14 protein-coding genes, 1 tRNA gene and 4 pseudogenes are annotated in these 17,896 nt (G+C 38.3%); 8 read left to right on the top strand and 11 right to left on the bottom strand.

What is annotated here, in order from left to right; translation table 11 throughout:
- Positions 1-28: 28 nt before the first annotated feature.
- The 7 genes from AC0L6R_RS05840 to AC0L6R_RS05810 all read right to left on the bottom strand — a co-directional run bounded on the left by AC0L6R_RS05840 (position 29) and on the right by AC0L6R_RS05810 (position 7,102).
- Positions 29-901 carry a carboxypeptidase-like regulatory domain-containing protein gene (locus AC0L6R_RS05840; protein WP_473270356.1) on the bottom strand — a complete coding sequence of 291 codons (873 nt, stop codon included), beginning with the start codon at positions 899-901 and terminating at the stop codon, positions 29-31.
- Positions 902-919: 18 nt separating this feature from the next.
- Positions 920-2,008: a phytase gene (locus AC0L6R_RS05835; RefSeq protein ID WP_473270354.1), complete on the bottom strand. Its 1,089-nt coding sequence runs from the start codon at positions 2,006-2,008 to the stop codon at positions 920-922.
- 192 nt (positions 2,009-2,200) lie between these two features.
- Complete coding sequence (locus AC0L6R_RS05830) at positions 2,201-3,751, bottom strand: tetratricopeptide repeat protein (protein ID WP_473270353.1); 1,551 nt, start codon at positions 3,749-3,751, stop codon at positions 2,201-2,203.
- Between the two features lie 255 nt (positions 3,752-4,006).
- Positions 4,007-4,711, bottom strand: coding sequence for a tetratricopeptide repeat protein (locus AC0L6R_RS05825; RefSeq protein ID WP_283414206.1), 705 nt, complete (start codon positions 4,709-4,711; stop codon positions 4,007-4,009).
- A 24-nt stretch (positions 4,712-4,735) separates the two neighbouring features.
- Complete coding sequence (locus tag AC0L6R_RS05820) at positions 4,736-6,178, bottom strand: CCA tRNA nucleotidyltransferase (protein ID WP_283414205.1); 1,443 nt, start codon at positions 6,176-6,178, stop codon at positions 4,736-4,738.
- Positions 6,175-6,645: a hypothetical protein gene (locus tag AC0L6R_RS05815; protein ID WP_473270352.1), complete on the bottom strand. Its 471-nt coding sequence runs from the start codon at positions 6,643-6,645 to the stop codon at positions 6,175-6,177. The genes AC0L6R_RS05820 and AC0L6R_RS05815 overlap by 4 nt, the downstream gene beginning before the upstream one ends.
- 115 nt (positions 6,646-6,760) lie before the next feature.
- Positions 6,761-7,102 carry a DUF6249 domain-containing protein gene (locus AC0L6R_RS05810; RefSeq protein ID WP_283414203.1) on the bottom strand — a complete coding sequence of 114 codons (342 nt, stop codon included), beginning with the start codon at positions 7,100-7,102 and terminating at the stop codon, positions 6,761-6,763.
- A gap of 156 nt (positions 7,103-7,258) precedes the next feature.
- Between AC0L6R_RS05810 and AC0L6R_RS05805 the strand changes: the two genes are divergently transcribed.
- Together AC0L6R_RS05805 and AC0L6R_RS05800 are read left to right on the top strand one after the other, a co-directional pair.
- Positions 7,259-7,783 carry an RNA polymerase sigma factor gene (locus tag AC0L6R_RS05805; RefSeq protein WP_473270351.1) on the top strand — a complete coding sequence of 175 codons (525 nt, stop codon included), beginning with the start codon at positions 7,259-7,261 and terminating at the stop codon, positions 7,781-7,783.
- Between the two features lie 105 nt (positions 7,784-7,888).
- On the top strand, positions 7,889-8,296 hold the full coding sequence (locus AC0L6R_RS05800; RefSeq protein ID WP_473270350.1) for a hypothetical protein: 408 nt from the start codon (positions 7,889-7,891) through the stop codon (positions 8,294-8,296).
- A gap of 264 nt (positions 8,297-8,560) precedes the next feature.
- Here the strand turns inward: AC0L6R_RS05800 and AC0L6R_RS05795 are convergent, their stop codons facing one another.
- A complete protein-coding gene (locus AC0L6R_RS05795; protein ID WP_283414200.1) occupies positions 8,561-8,965 on the bottom strand; it encodes a hypothetical protein in 405 nt (134 codons plus the stop codon).
- Positions 8,966-10,124: 1,159 nt separating this feature from the next.
- Here AC0L6R_RS05795 and AC0L6R_RS05790 point away from each other — a divergent pair.
- The 4 genes and pseudogenes from AC0L6R_RS05790 (at position 10,125) to AC0L6R_RS05775 (ending at position 13,628) form a co-directional block, all read left to right on the top strand.
- Positions 10,125-11,749 (top strand): annotated as a pseudogene (locus tag AC0L6R_RS05790) (CTP synthase).
- Between the two features lie 41 nt (positions 11,750-11,790).
- A complete protein-coding gene (yidC, locus tag AC0L6R_RS05785) occupies positions 11,791-12,873 on the top strand; it encodes a membrane protein insertase YidC (protein ID WP_473270349.1) in 1,083 nt (360 codons plus the stop codon).
- Positions 12,810-13,315, top strand: a pseudogene (gene yidC / locus AC0L6R_RS05780) (membrane protein insertase YidC). Before yidC (AC0L6R_RS05785) ends, yidC (AC0L6R_RS05780) begins: the two are co-directional and overlap by 64 nt.
- Before the next feature lie 28 nt (positions 13,316-13,343).
- Positions 13,344-13,628 carry a hypothetical protein gene (locus AC0L6R_RS05775; protein WP_473270348.1) on the top strand — a complete coding sequence of 95 codons (285 nt, stop codon included), beginning with the start codon at positions 13,344-13,346 and terminating at the stop codon, positions 13,626-13,628.
- 448 nt (positions 13,629-14,076) lie between these two features.
- On the opposite strand, the gene AC0L6R_RS05770 is transcribed toward AC0L6R_RS05775, so the two are convergent.
- Positions 14,077-14,150, bottom strand: a tRNA-Arg gene (locus AC0L6R_RS05770).
- Positions 14,151-14,330: 180 nt separating this feature from the next.
- On the opposite strand from AC0L6R_RS05770, the gene AC0L6R_RS05765 reads away from it, so the two are divergent.
- Positions 14,331-15,089, top strand: a complete 759-nt coding sequence (locus AC0L6R_RS05765; RefSeq protein WP_473270347.1) for an outer membrane beta-barrel protein — start codon at positions 14,331-14,333, stop codon at positions 15,087-15,089.
- Between the two features lie 49 nt (positions 15,090-15,138).
- On the opposite strand, the gene AC0L6R_RS05760 is transcribed toward AC0L6R_RS05765, so the two are convergent.
- On the bottom strand, positions 15,139-15,540 hold the full coding sequence (locus tag AC0L6R_RS05760) for a PA-phosphatase (RefSeq protein ID WP_473270346.1): 402 nt from the start codon (positions 15,538-15,540) through the stop codon (positions 15,139-15,141).
- 219 nt (positions 15,541-15,759) lie between these two features.
- Positions 15,760-17,217: pseudogene (gene rpoN / locus AC0L6R_RS05755) on the bottom strand (RNA polymerase factor sigma-54).
- 176 nt (positions 17,218-17,393) lie between these two features.
- Here rpoN and AC0L6R_RS05750 point away from each other — a divergent pair.
- Positions 17,394-17,896 (top strand): annotated as a pseudogene (locus AC0L6R_RS05750) (OB-fold nucleic acid binding domain-containing protein); the annotation flags it as partial.

The following is a 17,896-nucleotide window of genomic DNA, read 5'->3' as shown; positions in this document are numbered from 1 at the left end:
ATACTGCCTCGATATTGTCTGAGCCAAATCAATGATTATTGTAAGAACCTGAAAAAATGGCTCCCAATTTATCATTAAAGAATCTGTTGCCAATAATCAAACCTCCAGTCCAGATTGGTTTATTAGAAAGTAAATTGACGCCCGATGCTGCAGTTCCAGATATACGCAGGGAATTTGGAGCTTGTCGGGTTACTAAGTTAACTGAGCCTCCAATTGCATCAGCATCCATACTTGGTAAGACAGCTTTGTTCACTTCAATGGTCTGTATCATATCTGATGGAATCAAATCCATTTGTACATTTCTGTTATCCCCTTCAGCAGATGGCAATCTTTCCCCGTTCAAAGTCACAGAATTAAGCTGAGGCGCAAGACCTCGGATAATGATATTCCTTGCTTCACCCTGATCATTTTGCATGGTGATACCAGGAATTCTTTTCAGTGCATCTCCAATATTGGCATCAGGAAAACGACCAATTTGATCAGAGGATACCACATTGGTGATATTCGCATTGTTCTTCTGTTGATTGAGCGCTTTAGCTTGCCCTTTAAGCCGATCTCCCATCACCACAAATTCCAGGCTTTCTATCGTAGTTTCATCCAATTTGAAGTTCAGAATAGTGGTTTGACCATTTTCTACCTCCGTATCATGGAGTAAAGACCCATAGCCCAAGTATGAAACTTCTACTTCATAAGTTCCAGCCGGAAGATCAACAATAGAAAAATCTCCAGTTTGATTGGTAATAGTACCGATTGTAGTGCCCTTCAAAATAACATTTGCACCTGGCATAGATAGGTTCTGTGCATCGATAACCCTACCTCTTAAAACACCCTGAGCTAGCATCTGATGGCTCAGGCAAAAAGCCGCGATCAAGGTAATCGCTCTTAGTAATTTGTTTTTCATAACTATGAGGTTGAATGATTAATTTTTTGATTTTAGAATGTCACCGGCCATATCTTCCCAGCGATAGATCTGGAAGGTTTTATCATCAGACATGGCTACAAAAAGTCCATGAGGAAAATCAGGTCCCAAAGCCAAACTGATGGATTCAGATCCATCACTGGATATTGTACTTGTGGCGATTTTGGTAATTAAACTATGCTCATGTGGATTGGAAGCAGATCCTTCTCGTGGGAAAACGTGGAAAAGATTTGACCCCTGATCTGAAACTAAAATGTACCCGGTGGCATCATCCAGTTTGTAAATAGAGATTCCCTCGTGGTCGTCAGAAAACCCTTCCTGCGCAAAAAATGCCAGTTCTTCATTCCCCTTCTCAGGATCAGCATAGTACTTTTTCACCCCAACTCCTTCGTCGGAATAATAGATATATCCCAATTCAGCATCTACTGCTATGGCTTCGATTTCTTTTTTACCAGAGTATGAGCCAAACTTCCGAACAAGATTAAGATTGATTTGACCATCCTTTCCGAGAATCTCATATTGCCACAAATAAGTCCCATCTGTAGGGCCATTTTTTCTACCAGCGATCACATAATTCTTTCCGGTGGTTTTGTCTTGGAAAAGAGCAACTCCCATCAGATCTCTGAAATCAGGGCCGGATTCCCCTTCATATACTTCTATTCCTCCAACATTTATTTCCTTCATATCCGGAAGGCTGAAAAATCTTAATTTGGAGGTCATTCGCTCTCCAGTAACTGCAAAGTCAACCGTTCGATCTCCTAGATCCAATCCGTAGCCTATATCCACATTGTTTGGACGCTGAATATCTCGGACAATCAGGGAATCTATTGTATTTCCTTTCAGATCGAATATATACAAAGCGCCCTCGGCATCTTTATCTGTTCCGATGATTAGGCTTTTGCTTGGATCGGAAGGATTCACCCAAATAGCTGGATCATCGGTATCATGGATTACCGAGTCAGTAGTATAAATTGGCTTCACCAAAATTTGCTGCTCGGTTTGTTCTTCCATTTGTTGGACGGGCTCGCTGCAGGAACTCGCAAAAATCCCTAGGGCGGACAAGCCATAAAGTAGTCTGTTTCTTGTCATAATTTTTAAATGGTTTTGATGCTACAATGTTAGCTCGGACTGTACCTTCAGACTAGAAATGACTGTTATCAAATGAGCAACAATGAGGAAAGTGACCGTTAACAAAACCTAAACAGAATTTCTAAAATCAGACTTAACTATTTCAACCACAGAATATTACACTGTGTTAAAAACAGATTAACAAATTGTAAATCATATACAAAGAAGAAATTGCTGTAAACTATCCTCCTTTTTTAGGTTCAATTTTTTACGTAGTCGATAGCGCGAAATCCGTAAACTATCCATAGAAATCCCGAGCGAAGAAGCAATCTCTTTAGAGTTTAGATTCAGACGCATCAGACTGGCAAGTTTCATCTCTGCTGGAGTCAGCCCTCCAGATCTAGTTTGTATGTTTTTGAAAAAATCCTGATGTACTCTTTCAAAAGTCTGCTTGAAATCATCCCAATCTGAGTCATGCGAAAAATTAAAATCTATCTGCTTAATCAAATTACGAATCCTTTTCTTTTGCTCTTTAGGATCTTCTTCTAAAATACTTTTCAGTTTTGCCTGAATGTCTTCCAGCATTTGGTTCTTGTCTATGACATGTAGCGTCTGAGCCGTTAGAGATTTTGAGTGAGCTTTATCCTCAGCCTCCATTTTCAATTCCAGCAGCTTCAGATTTTCTTTCTCTGTGGTGATCAATTGCTCCTTTACCTTCAAAATCTCTTCTTGCCGCTGCAACAATTCTCTATTGCTCCTAATTTTTAGTTTTTGTCGATTGAAAATCACCCAACCTAAAACACACAAAAGACTCACTAAAAACAGGAGTAACCATTTCACTTTTGCATCAAAATTCTTTGTTTGCTCCAGCTCCTTGATTTGCTGGTTTTTGGTGAACAGATTATACTGAGCCTCCTGAATTGCCAGCTGACGTGTGGACTCTTCCGAAAAAACCATATCGCTCAATTGTCGGCTTTGCTCTAGGTATTTGAAGGCGCTTTCGTAATCCTCCATTTCGGCATATGCCTTGGAAATATCTACCACAGCTGATTTTTGCAAGGTAAGCACCCCTAACCTTTGGCTCATTTCCGCAGCTCTTTTGGAAAACTCCAAACTTTTTGACGCCTCTCTAGTTTTGCGAAACACATCCCCTAGATTATTAAGATTTCCTATCACCCGAAGACTATCACCCAATTCTGAATTCAATAAAAACGCCTGTTCAAAATTGAATTTGGCAGAATCGTACTTTTCAAGGTCTTCGTAGATGCTCCCGATATTTTCCCTAACAAACGCTATCTCGGATCTCATTCCTAAGGTCTCGAACAGCTGAAGTGACTCCCTTTGATACTCCAAGGCTTTTGGGTAGGCCCCGATTTTCTCAAACATCCCACCTATGTAACTTTTAGTCTCGGCTTCTCCAGCATCATCATTGATTTGTTGATAGATCTTCAGGGCCTGTTCATGACGTAGCAGGGCGCTTTCTGAATTCTTGATTTTATAATAAACTTCGCCAAGTAAATTATTTACCTGAGCCAAATACTTCATTTTGCGGGTTTCACTAAATATGTGCTCAGCTTCATACAAGGCTTCGGTAGCTTCCTGAAACATTCCAAATTGAAAAAGTATTTTACCCCTCAAAAGCTGGACTCTACCGGTCAACGAGTCAACTTTATTGGTTCGGCTTTTTCCTAACAATCCAGATGCAGCCGCAAATGCGGATTCGGGGGCACTTTTAGAGATAAGCCATGCTGAATCAAGTTGCACAGCCAATGATTGATGGCTTTGCGCCAAAGAAATTGTAACGCAAAAACACGAAAAAATTGATGCTAAAAAGCATATTCGTTTGAGACCTTTCATAACCTATAAAGATCTGCGTCAGATGCTTAAAAGCTGTTAAGGAATAGTTTCCTTTCAATTAAATTTCATCTGACGAAAGGTGATGCGGCCTATTTTCACAATCGTCATAAAACAAAAAAAACCGGTATATCTACCGGTTTCCTTTTACTGAGACTAAATTGATCAATTTGTCTTAGCAAGGTTTTCTTTGGCGAAATCAAATGATGGATCCAACGAAATGGCTTCTTCAAATGCGGCCTTTGCTTCAGTTTTAGAACCTTGATCCAAGTAGATCATTCCTTTCAGATTCAACGCTGCTGCCTTCATACTAATTTCCAGAGTTTCTGTTTGAGACTTAGGAAAACCAACTTTATCCTCAGGCTTAGCATTTTTGATCAGCATGTTCATAGAATTCAACGCCTCCGGGTATTTTTTCAAGCTGTATTGAAGATAACCAGTTTTATAAAGGCTAAAATTATCTCCGCTGAGTAGGTAAAGACTTTCAAAGTATGGAAGTGCCTTTTCCAAAGCTCCAACTTGCTCTAATGAATAAGCTGCGATTTCTAAAGAAGCGATACTTTTATCATTGACCTTCAGCACATCCATTGAAACAAGAGCTGCTGACATGGACTGCCCTGATTCATAATAAAGTGAGCCCAACATTTCAATGTAACGAATATCTTCGGGGTTTCTTACGATCAATTCATACAGAAAACTTTTAGCAGAAGCCATATCATTGTAGCGCATAGCCAACTGATAGGCAGCCTGATCCGCTGCATTCAAGGTTTTTTTGAGTTTTGGATCAAGTCTGGAGACAGAATCGGCAGTCTGGGCAATAGTAGTGCTGGCGCAAAAGGCCATAAGCAGCATGAGTAATACGTGCTTCATTTTAGATGGATTTTTTGATTTAGTTTACGAATTTGGGCGATCTAATACTGGTGACAATCCCTTGGATTTGGCAATTTCCAGCATTAATTCACGTGCCTGATCAGGATTATTGTGAATTTTGCCCTCCAATATAGCTTCTTTAATTTCTTCTTTAATATCTCCAACGATTTTTGAAGGCTTCAATCCAAAAACTCCCATGATTTCCTCACCAGAAATTGGGGGTTGGAAATTTCTGACTTGGTCTTTTTCTTCTACTTCGATAAGCTTCTGAGCTACTTTATCAAAATTCTCCAAGTAACGTTTCACTTTCTTGTTATTCTTAGACGTGACATCAGCACGACAAAGTTTCATGAGATCATCAATATCATCTCCTGCTTCGAAAAGCAACCGTCGCATCGCTGAGTCCGTCACTTCATCTTTGACTAAGGCTATGGGACGTAGATGAAGTTTCACGAGCTTTTGCACATATTTCATCCTGTCATCCATAGGAAGCTTTAGTCTCTTGAAAATCCCAGGTGTCATTCGAGCTCCTTTGTCTTCATGACCATGAAATGTCCATCCGACCTTTTTGTTGAAGCGCTTAGTAGCTGGCTTTGCTATATCATGTAGAATAGCTGCCCAACGAAGCCAAAGATCATCACTAGTTTGACACACATTATCAAGAACTTGCAGCGTATGGTAGAAATTATCCTTATGTGATTTATCATCTACCGAGTCTACTCCCTGCAAGTCCACCATTTCCGGGAAAAACTCATGAAGTAACTTCCCTGCAAAAAGTAATTTAAACCCATAAGAAGGCTTTTTGACTTCAATGATTTTGTTGAGCTCGACAATAATTCGTTCCGAAGAAATGATATTCAGACGATGTGCGTTTTCACTTAATGCAAAGAAGGTAGCACTGTCTATATCAAAATCTAGTTGAGCTGCAAATCGGACTGCTCTAAGCATACGAAGTGGGTCATCTGAAAAGGTGATATTGGGCTCAAGTGGTGTACGTATCAATTTCTTTTTGATATCAGAAAGCCCATCAAACGGATCTAACAAATTGCCGTAATCTTTATTATTTAAAGAAATAGCCATTGCGTTAATCGTAAAATCCCGCCTTTCTAAATCTTCCTGAAGTGTCCCCGATTCGACAATTGGTTTTCTTGAATCCGATCTATAGGATTCCTTTCTAGCTCCTACAAATTCCAATTCCCAATTATCGAGCTTAAGCATGGCGGTACCAAAATTCTTAAAAACAGAAAGTGGCACATGTTCATCGTATTGTTTGGCTACTTCTTTGGCAAGCTCAATTCCGCTACCTACACAGGTAAAATCAATATCTTTCAGCCCATCTTTTTCTCTTTTCAAAATCAAATCTCTTACATAGCCGCCTACCACGTAAGTTTCTAACCCCAGATTAGAAGCAGCTTTTGCTACTTTATCGAAGACTTCGAATTTGTCAAGATGCGATTTGAAATTCATCCTTTAATAATTTTAACATCCCCATCGGGGCCTAAATACATTTCTTTTGTACTGGGACTCAGCAGTGGAAATAATAAAGGTGTTTGTTGGCCAGACATTTCCTTGGAGTTCAAACTCACAAGAACTGGCTGGGAAATTTGAAATAATAATTTGTTCCAGTTTGGCTCTAAAATGAGACTGAATTTTAGCACTCCATTCACAATAGGTCCATTCTTAATAATACGATTCGCAGGACTATGATATACCGTTGGCTTGTTTGCATATTCTACGATATCCAATGAAACCTCTGAAAATGGCTCACAAATGGTGCGGATCTGAAATAAATCAAAAAGTAAAAATGTCCAGTCTTCACCCATTTCAGGTTTCCAAAGCTCTGGTTTCATTAGGGTGATTACTTTCCCGTTTCCTTCTTTCAGGTGAAGAAAACCTTTTTCTCTAAAAGCTGATAGTAATTGTGCGTGATCCAAATTGATTATTTTTTCACAAAAATAATCAGAATTTTGAGAGGAAGCTGTTTTGGGGTAAAACCAAAAAAAACCTTCCCTGAAAAAGGAAGGTTTATGAAAAGAATTTAATGAGGTCTTATTTCTCCTCCTTATCAAGTTTTCGGTTCATGAAAAAACTTGACATCAAGCCTATACCTCCGAAAATAAAAATGCAAGAAGTAAATGCGATTCCTTCTTCGATTCCGAAATTATTGAATAGTGCTCCTACTAACACTCCAACTCCTACCCCTATTGCTAGAAGCGCCAAATTCAATATAAATTGACCAAAGCCATACTTTTTACCAGAGTTAAAGAGCTTTGCATCCGCACCGTTTTCTATCAGTGCTAGCCTTTCCTTGTTGCGGGTGGTCAAGAAAATAAAGATGACGCCGAAAATACAAGAGAAAATAATCAGGGTTACTAAGATGGTATCTGCCATATGCTATGTGTTTTTTCTTCTATGATGTGGGTAGCAATGGAAAAGGTTACAAGTCCAATGAAAAAACTGTAACTTTTTTTCAGGTTAATGCATCCAATGTAAAAATGCGATTCCAGGAAAGACCAGCTATATATAGAACGAACATTACGGGGTAATATGAATGCTTATGGACAATTGATCCAAAAGCATGAGAAATATGTATTCACTTTGGCAATGAGAATTCTAAAAAACAAGGAAGAAGCCGAGGAAGCGAGTCAAGATGCCTTCATGAAAGCGTATCATTCCTTGAAAACATTTGAAGGAAAATCAAAATTTACTACTTGGCTCTATACAATTGTATATAATGAAGCGTTAGGAAGGTTGAGGAAATCCAAGAATTATACTGTCCAATTGGATGAGGTTGAGGAAATGGAAAGTAATTCAAAAGACTATTTGGATGGATTAAAGTCGCTTCAATTGGTTGAAAGAAAAGATGTAATAAAACGAGGCTTGGATACTATGAAACCAGCAGAATCAGCTGCCCTTACTTTGTTTTATTTGGAAGAACAAAGCATAAGAGAAATTGAAGAAATAATGGGCTTGACAAGCTCACATGTCAAAATCCTATTACACAGAGGACGAAAAAGTCTTTTATTATCCCTCCAAAAAATAACTAATAATGAATTAATTCATTTGCTATAAATCAAGCCAAACTTAGCTAGTTAGCATTTAAGTAGGAACACAAGTAGGTATTTGCAAAAATATCTTGACTCGAAAAGCACAAATGAATTTCAAAAAAATGAGTCTATGAAAAATCAAGAACAGGAAGAAATTTATATTCGACAATTTATCACAGAGTTGGGGACAGTTTCTCCTTCGAAAGGTTTTCATAAATCTATATTGAAAAAAATAAAACCAAACCCCTCAATATCAGTCTATAAGCCAGTTATTTCTTCTGTAGCATGGAAGATTATAGGAACGACCTTGATAACATTATTTATTGCGGTCTTTTTATTTGTCCCTAATGGCAGCGAAGCAAATTCTTTGTTTAGTCAACTACCAGAGATGAAATTTCCCGAAATGGCATTTTCACTACCTAAAATCTCTCTACCTGTGATTAATTTATCACCAATCGTAATACAGTCTTTAGTAGGATTTATTATTCTGGCTATTTTTACAATCATTACAAACTTACGAAAGTGGAAAATTTCATAATAGGCATATCCACTTTTATACCAGTAAGGTGGCAAAGGCAATAAGATATATTAAAATTAAGAATTGAGGCTACTTCAGCCTGTCCCGCCACTGCGTGAGTCCTCGGTCACTTCTACTTCGTATCCGAAGTATCGGTTTGCCTACCTGATAAGCGCAGAAATTAAGGTGTCTGGCATCATTGCGGAGAATCATATTTTATAACCTAACAGGTATAACGAAAAAAGGACAGCCCAAGAGCTGTCCTTTTTTTGTATTGAATGTGAATTAACTTCTCAACCAGTTGATAAATGTCTGATATCCTACTCCAATTTCTCTAGCAAATGCCGCCTTAGTTTTTTTACCAGCAGCCTCTACCTTTTTCCACTCTTCAACTATTTTACTTTTTTCAGCATCAGTGAATGATCTTCTTTTAGAAGTTTTACTAGCAGTACTATTACCAGTCACTAATGATATCAATTCGTTCAATTCATTTAGGAATCTGCCATCATTTAAATAAAGACCAGCAGCTTCTAATTTCTTAATTACTTGATCCTTCGGGTTTACAGGAGTCACTGCAATACCCTTAGAAGCAGCCTCATGTAAATCAATCTTACTTCCGTCAGATGTTACATAAATAAATCCATCGCCTTTTTTTAGGTCAGCAATAGCTTCTTTGATTAAATCTCTCATATTTTTTTTCTGTTAATAATCATTAATTACAAACCGTACGCAATATAAATAAATATCATACTTTCTATTGTTTTATGCAGAAATAAATAGATTTTTTAACATATAAGAATCTTTTAACCGCCAGAAATTAGCTCTGCTTAAAATCACACATCCTTTTTTGCACCAATCTAAACGAATTAAAATTTTGAAAAATAGCACTGTTATATTGTTTTTATAACGAACAATTAGGAGGGTTGGCACTATACATTTTAATATTTATTTCATTCACAAGGGAATCTATTAGTTCATGAAATTTAGTAAACAAAGCCTCCCTCCTTCTTGAATGTACTCAGCACCACCTTCAATTTCGGATAGAGAAGCTTGAGATTTTATATAGGAATAACGAGTTATTTAATCATTACTTAAGAAAAAAAACATAATCCTATCGCTATTATTTTTCAAATTGGATACTCCTTCTATCTCTTCATTCAGCTTTATGTCTTCACCTTGTTACTCAACAAAAAAACCGGATAAAAGCACACCATAATATTTCATATTAAGGCAACGATTTATTACTGTCATTCATATTACTTTGGATGAACTTAATAATTAATACAACTCGCAAGGATGGACAATTGACACTAATTTCTCAAAGCGCATCTTCTGCATACTTTTGATTCGGCAATTAGCACATTACTTTTTACCAAACTATTTCAAGCACATCAATAAGTGTAGTAACCGAGTTTAAAACATCAAGCTTTGATTCAAACATAATCCACCTTATAGTATTATATAAAGCTACACGATTAATCATAAGAAACTCGTTATCATCTAGTTGTATCTAAAAAACACTTCCTTTTCGCTCCTTACTGATTCGACCTACTAGAGTAATTTCTTTGGATATAGAATTAATCTGGTTAATAGATTTAAAATGATTATCACGGAATGACATTACAAAAGCCCAATACTTAAACACGTTGCCACAAAATAATACTTGCTTTTTTCAGAGAACCCAAACAATAAAAATTGACATGTATTGTCACGGTGTGTTTTCTCATTAAACCCCAATAAATTCGAGAAAAGTGATCTATTTAAACTTCAAAAAGCCATTAATCGGGAATTTTTCCATAATTTTGAGCCCCATAAGAATCCAATCAAATTTCCATCCTCCCCCATTCTTATGGCTTCAAGCACCAAATACATCTTTATTACCGGAGGCGTTACTTCCTCTCTTGGCAAAGGCATTATCGCAGCTTCACTAGGCAAGTTGCTACAAGCCAGAGGCTTCAAGGTAACCATCCAAAAATTCGACCCGTACCTGAACATCGATCCAGGAACTCTGAACCCCTATGAACATGGCGAATGCTATGTGACAGATGACGGAGCTCAGACAGATCTAGATCTTGGGCATTACGAACGATTTTTGAATATACCCACCTCTCAAGACAATAATATCACAACAGGAAGGATCTACAACAATGTGATCACCAAGGAGCGCAAAGGAGAATTCTTAGGTAAGACAGTACAGGTCATCCCACATATTACCGATGAAATCAAGGCGAATTTTTATAAACTAGGTGAAGACGGAAAATTTGACGTTGTAATTACTGAAATTGGTGGATGCGTAGGCGATATTGAATCTCTCCCTTTCATTGAAGCCGTTAGACAGGCGAAATGGGATCTAGGACCTAATAATTTCTTAGTAATCCACTTAACGCTAATCCCATACCTCAAAGCTGCGAAGGAATTAAAAACTAAGCCAACGCAACACTCTGTCAAACAACTATTAGAAGCCGGTATTCAACCTGACATCTTAGTTTGCCGTACAGAACACCATTTGCCTTCTGATGTGAAAAAGAAGCTGGCGTTATTCTGCAACGTTCAATTGAATAATGTGATCAGAAGCAATGGATGCCGACTCTATTTACGACGTTCCATTGTTAATGAAAAAGGAAAAGTTGGATGAGCGCGTAATGACGAAACTTAAGCTTTCTTCCAAAGAAAACACCGACTTGGAGAACTGGAAAGATTTCCTAGGCAAGCTTAAAAATCCTACGCAAGAAGTGACCATTGGAATAGTAGGCAAATATGTATCATTACCTGATGCATATAAATCCATTATCGAATCCTTTACACACGCAGGCGCATCTATTGAGTGCGATGTAAACCTTCGGTTGATTTCATCGGAAGAGTTAAATCAAGATAACATCCTTCAAAAGCTGACTGATTTGGATGGAATTGTGCGTATCACCAGGATTTGGTGAGCGAGGTTTTGAAGGGAAAATTGAGACTGTAAAGTATGCCCGAGAAAACGAACATCCCATTCCTTGGGATTTGTTTAGGCATGCAGGTAGCGGTGATTGAATTTGCTAGAAACGTACTTAATCTGAAAGACGCCAACAGCACTGAAATGGACCCAAATACGAGCAATCCAGTAATTGGATTAATGGAAGAGCAAAAAAGAATATTTGATCAAATGGGCGGAACTATGCGTCTTGGTTCGTATGCTTGCGACCTCAAAAAAAGGAAGTAAGGCTTACCAAGCTTATGGAAAATCAAAAATTCAGGGAGAGACATCGCCATAGATATGAGTTCAACAATGAGTACCTGAATTTAATGGAAAGTAATGGCATGATTGCCACTGGTAAAAATCCTGAAACAGGTTTGGTAGAAATTGTGGAAATCAAGAGCCATCCTTGGTTTGTTGGAGTTCAGTTCCACCCAGAATATAAAAGCACAGTATTAACCCCGCAGCCTCTCTTTGTGAGATTCATTCAGTCGGCTGTCGACAAAAAAATTAAATAAAACTCCCCGAAGCTTTATTTTCGGGACTACGATTAATCTTTATGGACAGAAATCAAGCAACTGGTTTGATTCTTTTTGCAGCGGTTATCCTTGTCTATTCGTTTTTCTTTGCGAGTACGCCTGAGATACCTGAAGTGGAAACAGCCACTACTACTCAATCAGAATCGATTCAATCAAATGGAGCAAACCAACCAGCAATAACAGAGACTATTTCTGAAAGTGATAGCACTCTGGATGCCGCAAGACTAGCAAAATACGGAGCACTAGCAAGTATTACAGTAGGAGAAGAAGAGACTCTTACTCTTGAAAACGATCTTATCCAGGTTGAAATTTCATCTAAAGGAGCGCAAGTCACAAAGGTAATTCTAAAGGAGTACAAAAGCTGGAAAATGGAGCCGTTGGAGCTTTTCAATGAAGAAAGTTCTAAAATGGATTTCATCATTGAAAGCAAGAATGGACCAATAGATCTGAATGATCTTTATTTCACTCCTACTGTAGATAGCAGCTTAGATGAAGACGGGAAAACGATCCAAACCCTAACCCTTAAGGCAGGGACAGAAAGTGGACAAATCATCCAAACTTACACTCTTGCCGATGGCAGCTACCAAGTACACAAATCTTTTGAAGTAGATCGCTATCAAGGTGTATTTACCGGAAACGCCCTAGCGCTGAATTGGGAAGACCAAGTAATCGCCCAAGAAAGCAATCTTGCGGAATCTAGAAGACAAGCGCAGCTTAATTATTATACTACCTCCGGATCTTTTGATAACCTGGGAGCGGGTAATGATTTAGAAACTGAAACTATTCCTGAACCTGTCAAATGGGTAGGTTTTAGTCAACGATTCTTTACTGCAGCAATGATTGCGGACACGGAGTTCCAGAGCGTCACAATCACCCAAAGTACACCCGAAGCAGACAGTACCATTGTACGAAATATGGCTACAAGCTTATCCATTCCGCTTCAGGAGGGTAAAGCTGGATTTACTTATTACTTCGGACCGCCGGGATTCAATACAATACGCTCAAGAAGGTCACAGATGGATTTGAGGACAATGTTGACATGGGTTACTTCTTCGTCAGCTGGGTTAACAAATACATTATCGTCAATCTGTTCGCATTCTTAGAGAAGTTCTTTACCAACTACGGTGTAATCATCATAATCATCGTATTTCTGATCAAACTTGCGCTTTTCCCGCTCACCTATAAATCCTACATAGGTATGGCTAAAATGCGTGTGATCAAGCCAGAAATAGACGAACTGAAAGAAAAGTATGGCGACGACGCAACCAAGATGCAACAAGAGCAAATGAAGCTCTTCTTAAGTTGGGAGTAAGTCCTATCTCAGGTTGTTTGCCTATGGTACTTCAAATGCCCTTCTTGTTTGCTATGTTCTTTTTCTTTCCAAATGCGATAGAACTACGCCAAGAATCATTCCTCTGGGCTAATGACCTTTCTACCTATGACGTGTTTTTCAAACTTCCGTTTACCATCCCTTTCTATGGATCTCATGTGAGTATGTTCAGCGCTATTAATGACGGTGTCTCAGATTATTTATACGCACTTTAACAACCAACTTACTACGGCGACAGGCCCTATGAAAAACTTGGGTTATATCAGTGCCGGTGATGTTTATGTTTATCCTAAACTCCTATCCTGCAGGTTTGAGCTTCTACTATTTCGTTTCCAACACTGGTCACGTTTGGATCAGCAAGCCTTGATCAAGCTATTTGTAGATGACGAAAAAATCAGAGCAAAAGTAGAAGAGAGTAAAGCGAAAAACGTAAATAAAAAGAAATCGAAAATTCCAGCAGAAATTGGAAGATGCGATGAAAGCAGCAGACTCAACCCGCAAAAAATAATTCTGAAAAAACGTTTGTAAAAAGCCCCAATAAGTCAAATCTTATTGGGGCTTTTTTGTGTAGAAAACATAAAGCACGTAAACTATTCACATGTAAAACTTGTGTAATCATTTTTGAAAAGTGACCAAGATCTTTATTATTCTCGATCACGGTAAGTGATTGCCTGAGTCCTTTTACTGATTTCAATATTACCATTACTCACAACACTGGATCCATCTGTTTAGGATTATGGTGCAAGGCCCATCTCTTATCTTGGACCAATCCACTAGGTCAGTCTCCTCAAAAAGACTGCAACCAGTTATTACAAGAAAGAATCAGGAATGGAATGAAACTTTTTCATTGAAATCTCAAAGGAGTGAATAGTTTGACTAAAATGAGTAAAAATTCTTTCTAAAAAAAAGTGGTTACAATGGAGAATAGATAAAAAAACAAAAAAGCTCCATAGAAATCTATGAAGCTTTTACCTTGTGACCTCGTCAGGATTCAAACCTGAAACCTCCTGAGCCGTAATCAGGTGCTCTATTCAGTTGAGCTACGAAGCCGAATTGGAATGCAAAGGTATTTAAAATTAGATTTTATCCAAGCACCACCTTATAGAATTTTTATAATTTTCTTCCTATACATGCGTTTCTCCTTAAGAATAATTAAGGTCAAAAAAGGGGTAAATCATTTGGGATTTCCTATTTTTGCCCGCATTGAGTGCATTTAAGTAAACAAATTTGATGAAAAAAATATACACCTTCCTGTTCGCAATTGTTTTGATTCAAGGAGCATTCGCTCGGGACAGCTTACAAATCGCCAAAAAGCAAAAAACTCCAATCGGAGGAAGACCAAATATTCCAAGTGATTTAAAGCTAGAATTTGGATTCAACCAACTTAACAATAGGGCTGAAGACCTTGGTATCAACTTCTTTGCTTCTCGTACATTCAACGTTTACTATCAATATCCTATTTCTATTTTTGGAGATGCTTCAGGTTTCACTATGGACATTGGGATAGGTGTAGGAACTGACAAGTATGCTTTCAAGGATAATCAGACCTTATATAACAATCCTGCTTTAGGCCCTGAATCGAGCATTTTACAAGATATCACAGAGGTACTGGGAGACGATATCAACATTAAGAAGAACGTAGTAGCTGCTAATTACTTTGATATCCCCTTGGATTTCGTTTATCACTTTAATAAAACCAACTATACGAAAGGCTTTGCAGTAAGCGTAGGAGGGAAATTTGGATACCTGTACGAATCGCACACCAAAGTAAAGTATGAAAATTCAGATAACCTGAAAGAGACGAATCAAAGACTCCAAAATTACGGTTTTGAAAAATTCCGATATAGGTATTTCGGTGAAAGCAGGTATCTCCCGGATTTTACGCATGGAGTTATTTTGGACTTAATAAAGTTTTTCCAGAAGGGCATGGGACCAAATGGTACTGAAGCTACCCAAATCAATTTTGGTATTGCCGTGAATGTATTCTAAAAACTATTCCAATTTGAATTTGAAAAACCGGGTATATACTCGGTTTTTTTTATGCCCAAATCCAGCTAAAACCTACAAAGCAAAGGGTAAAACCAAAGAATAGACCAGCATAAATTTCAATAGGCTTATGAGCCTCCAAGAACAACCTTACCGTCCCAACCAGCCCAGTCATCACCAAGGATGCCAGTAATGGGTAAAGTGGCTGAAACGCAGGGAATTTAAGCCCTAACACAAGGACTAAAGCGATCAGCCCCCCCATTCCTGTCAAGTGCGCAGACATCTTCCAAACAAATGTAACCAAGGTAAGCCCTACAATTGCCAAGGTAATTACACCGAGTACTTGCCATAAGATGGGGTCGAGTTCTTTCTTTTGATACAAAAAATAAACAGTAAGGACATAATATATACTGGTCACGGAAAATGGGATAGCACGATCCTTCAGCTCAGCCATGTGAACACTTTTCAGTGTACCACTCAGCCTCAACCCCAAAATTGTTATCATTGGAACTGCCAAAGTGGATAAAACAATGAGATAAAAAATTCTGGATTTGAACTCTGCTGGTATGCTGGTAGACTCCGGCACAGTAAAGAGCATCAAACCAAAAACTAAACTTGGAATGACTAAGGGCTGTAAAACAACTGAAATAACTAACGAAAAAAATTCTCCCCACTATAATTCTTTTCTTAATCTAGCAACTGGGATTTGTAGCTGCTCACGGTATTTCGCAACGGTTCTTCTCGCAATATTATAGCCTTTGCCATTTAGCATTTTTACGAGCTTATCGTCAGAAAGAGGTTTCTTTTTATCTTCAGCATCCACCATTCCTTGAAGAACAGATTTCACCTCACGGTTACTCACATCTTCCCCACTATCTGTAGCTATACCTTCAGAGAAAAAGTTTAAGTGGGTACACCCCAAATTCAGTCTGAATTGCTTTACTATTTGCCACGCGCGAGACGGTAGATATATCCATATCTATCTTCTCTGCGATGTCCTTCAAAATCATTGGGCGAAGATTGGTTTCATCTCCATCGATAAAAAACTCTTTTTGATACTGGAGAATAGCCTCCATGGTTCTAAGTAGAGTATTCTGTCTTTGCTTAATAGGGCATCTATACTAAACCACTTGGCGGCATCCAGCTTCTGCTTCACAAAAGTGACAGTTTCCTTTAGTTTTTTATCCTTCTTATCACTCTTATCGTATGCGTCAAACATCTCAGAATAGGATCGTGAGATCCTTAGTTCCGGAGCATTCTTAGAGTTGAGGCTAATTTCAAATTTACCGCCCACATTGGTAAGCATAAAGTCCGGAATAATGTACTGCGTACGCACCAAACCATCAGCTACTCCTCCTGGCTTAGGATTGAGCTTAGTGATCAGATTTACAGCTTCTTTCGTTTCTTCATCTGTCAGATCACAACGCTTTTGAATCTTTGAATAATGTTTCTTAGTAAATTCATCGAAACAGTCCTGCATGATCCTTAACGCATTTTGCACAGTAGGATCATCGGGATGCTCCTTGCGCTCCAACTGAATCGTAAGACATTCTTGAAGATTTCTAGAGGCAATTCCTGCTGGATCAAAATTCTGGATCTTTCTCAAAATCTCCTCCAGTTCATCAATATCCGTCTCAATATTTTGGCTGAATGCCAAATCATTAATTATTGCTTCTAGGTCTCTACGGATATATCCATCATTCTCAATACTTCCAATCAACTGCTCCCCAATGATCTTTTCTCTATCATCTAATTTGAGGTAACTTAACTGTGAGACGAGTTGCTCGTGAAGTGAGGACTGACTCGAAATAGGCATTTCCCTATCTTCTTCATCCGCATTGTAATTGCCGTCACCTTGCATTTTATAGCCACCATACTCGTCGTCCAAGTAGTCGTCTATATTTACATCACGGTCATCCTTTAGAGGCTCCTCTTCATAATTATCATCAAATTCCTCGTCTGCATTATCCTTTTCTTCTGTTTTTCCTTCTTCCAGCGCTGGATTAATCTCGAGTTCTTCTTCGATTCTGGTATCCAATTCAGCTGTTGGCACCTGCAGCGATTTGATAAATTGTATTTGCTGAGGCGAAAGCTTCTGGGAAAGTGACTGGCTAAGATTTAACTTTTGCATTAAGTATTTGGTAAAACCTGCTGTTTGGGTTCAAAAAAGGCCTTTTCTCTTGAAAAAGCCCTTATGCCAAAGTTAGGAAAAACGAGCAATTTTTTGATAAAAAGCTTATTTAATCGTTTTTTTGCATTCCTTTAAATTATTCGCAGGAATTAATTACTGCATTAACAAATCACCAAATGGCATTTAACAAACGAGTCAAAATCAAGACCATCCTGGACACGAATCCGATTGGAACAGAAGTGACGCTTATGGGCTGGGTACGTACAAAGAGAGGAAACAAACATGTTTCATTCATTGCACTGAATGACGGCTCTATTATTACCAATTACCAAGTGGTGGCTGACCCAAATTTGATTTCTGAGGAAGTCTTAAAAAAATGCACCACAGGCGCTTGCTTGAAAGTAACCGGAAATGTGGTAGAGTCTCAAGGAGCTGGACAAAGCTCTGAGCTAAATGCTACAGCAATAGTAGTATTAGGCGAAGCTGATCCTGAGAAATATCCGCTACAGCCCGAAAAAGCATTCCATGGAATTTCTTCGGGAAAATGCTCATTTGAGAATGCGTACAAATACTTTCAGCGCAGTGTTCAGAGTAAGACATGCATTGGCTTATGCTGTACATAAGTATTTCAACGATAAAGGCTTCTTTTATATACATACACCTATTCAGATCCACCGCA

Source organism: Algoriphagus sp. 10J20-15 (assembly GCF_055809615.1).
This window is presented reverse-complemented; position numbering and strand designations above follow the sequence as displayed.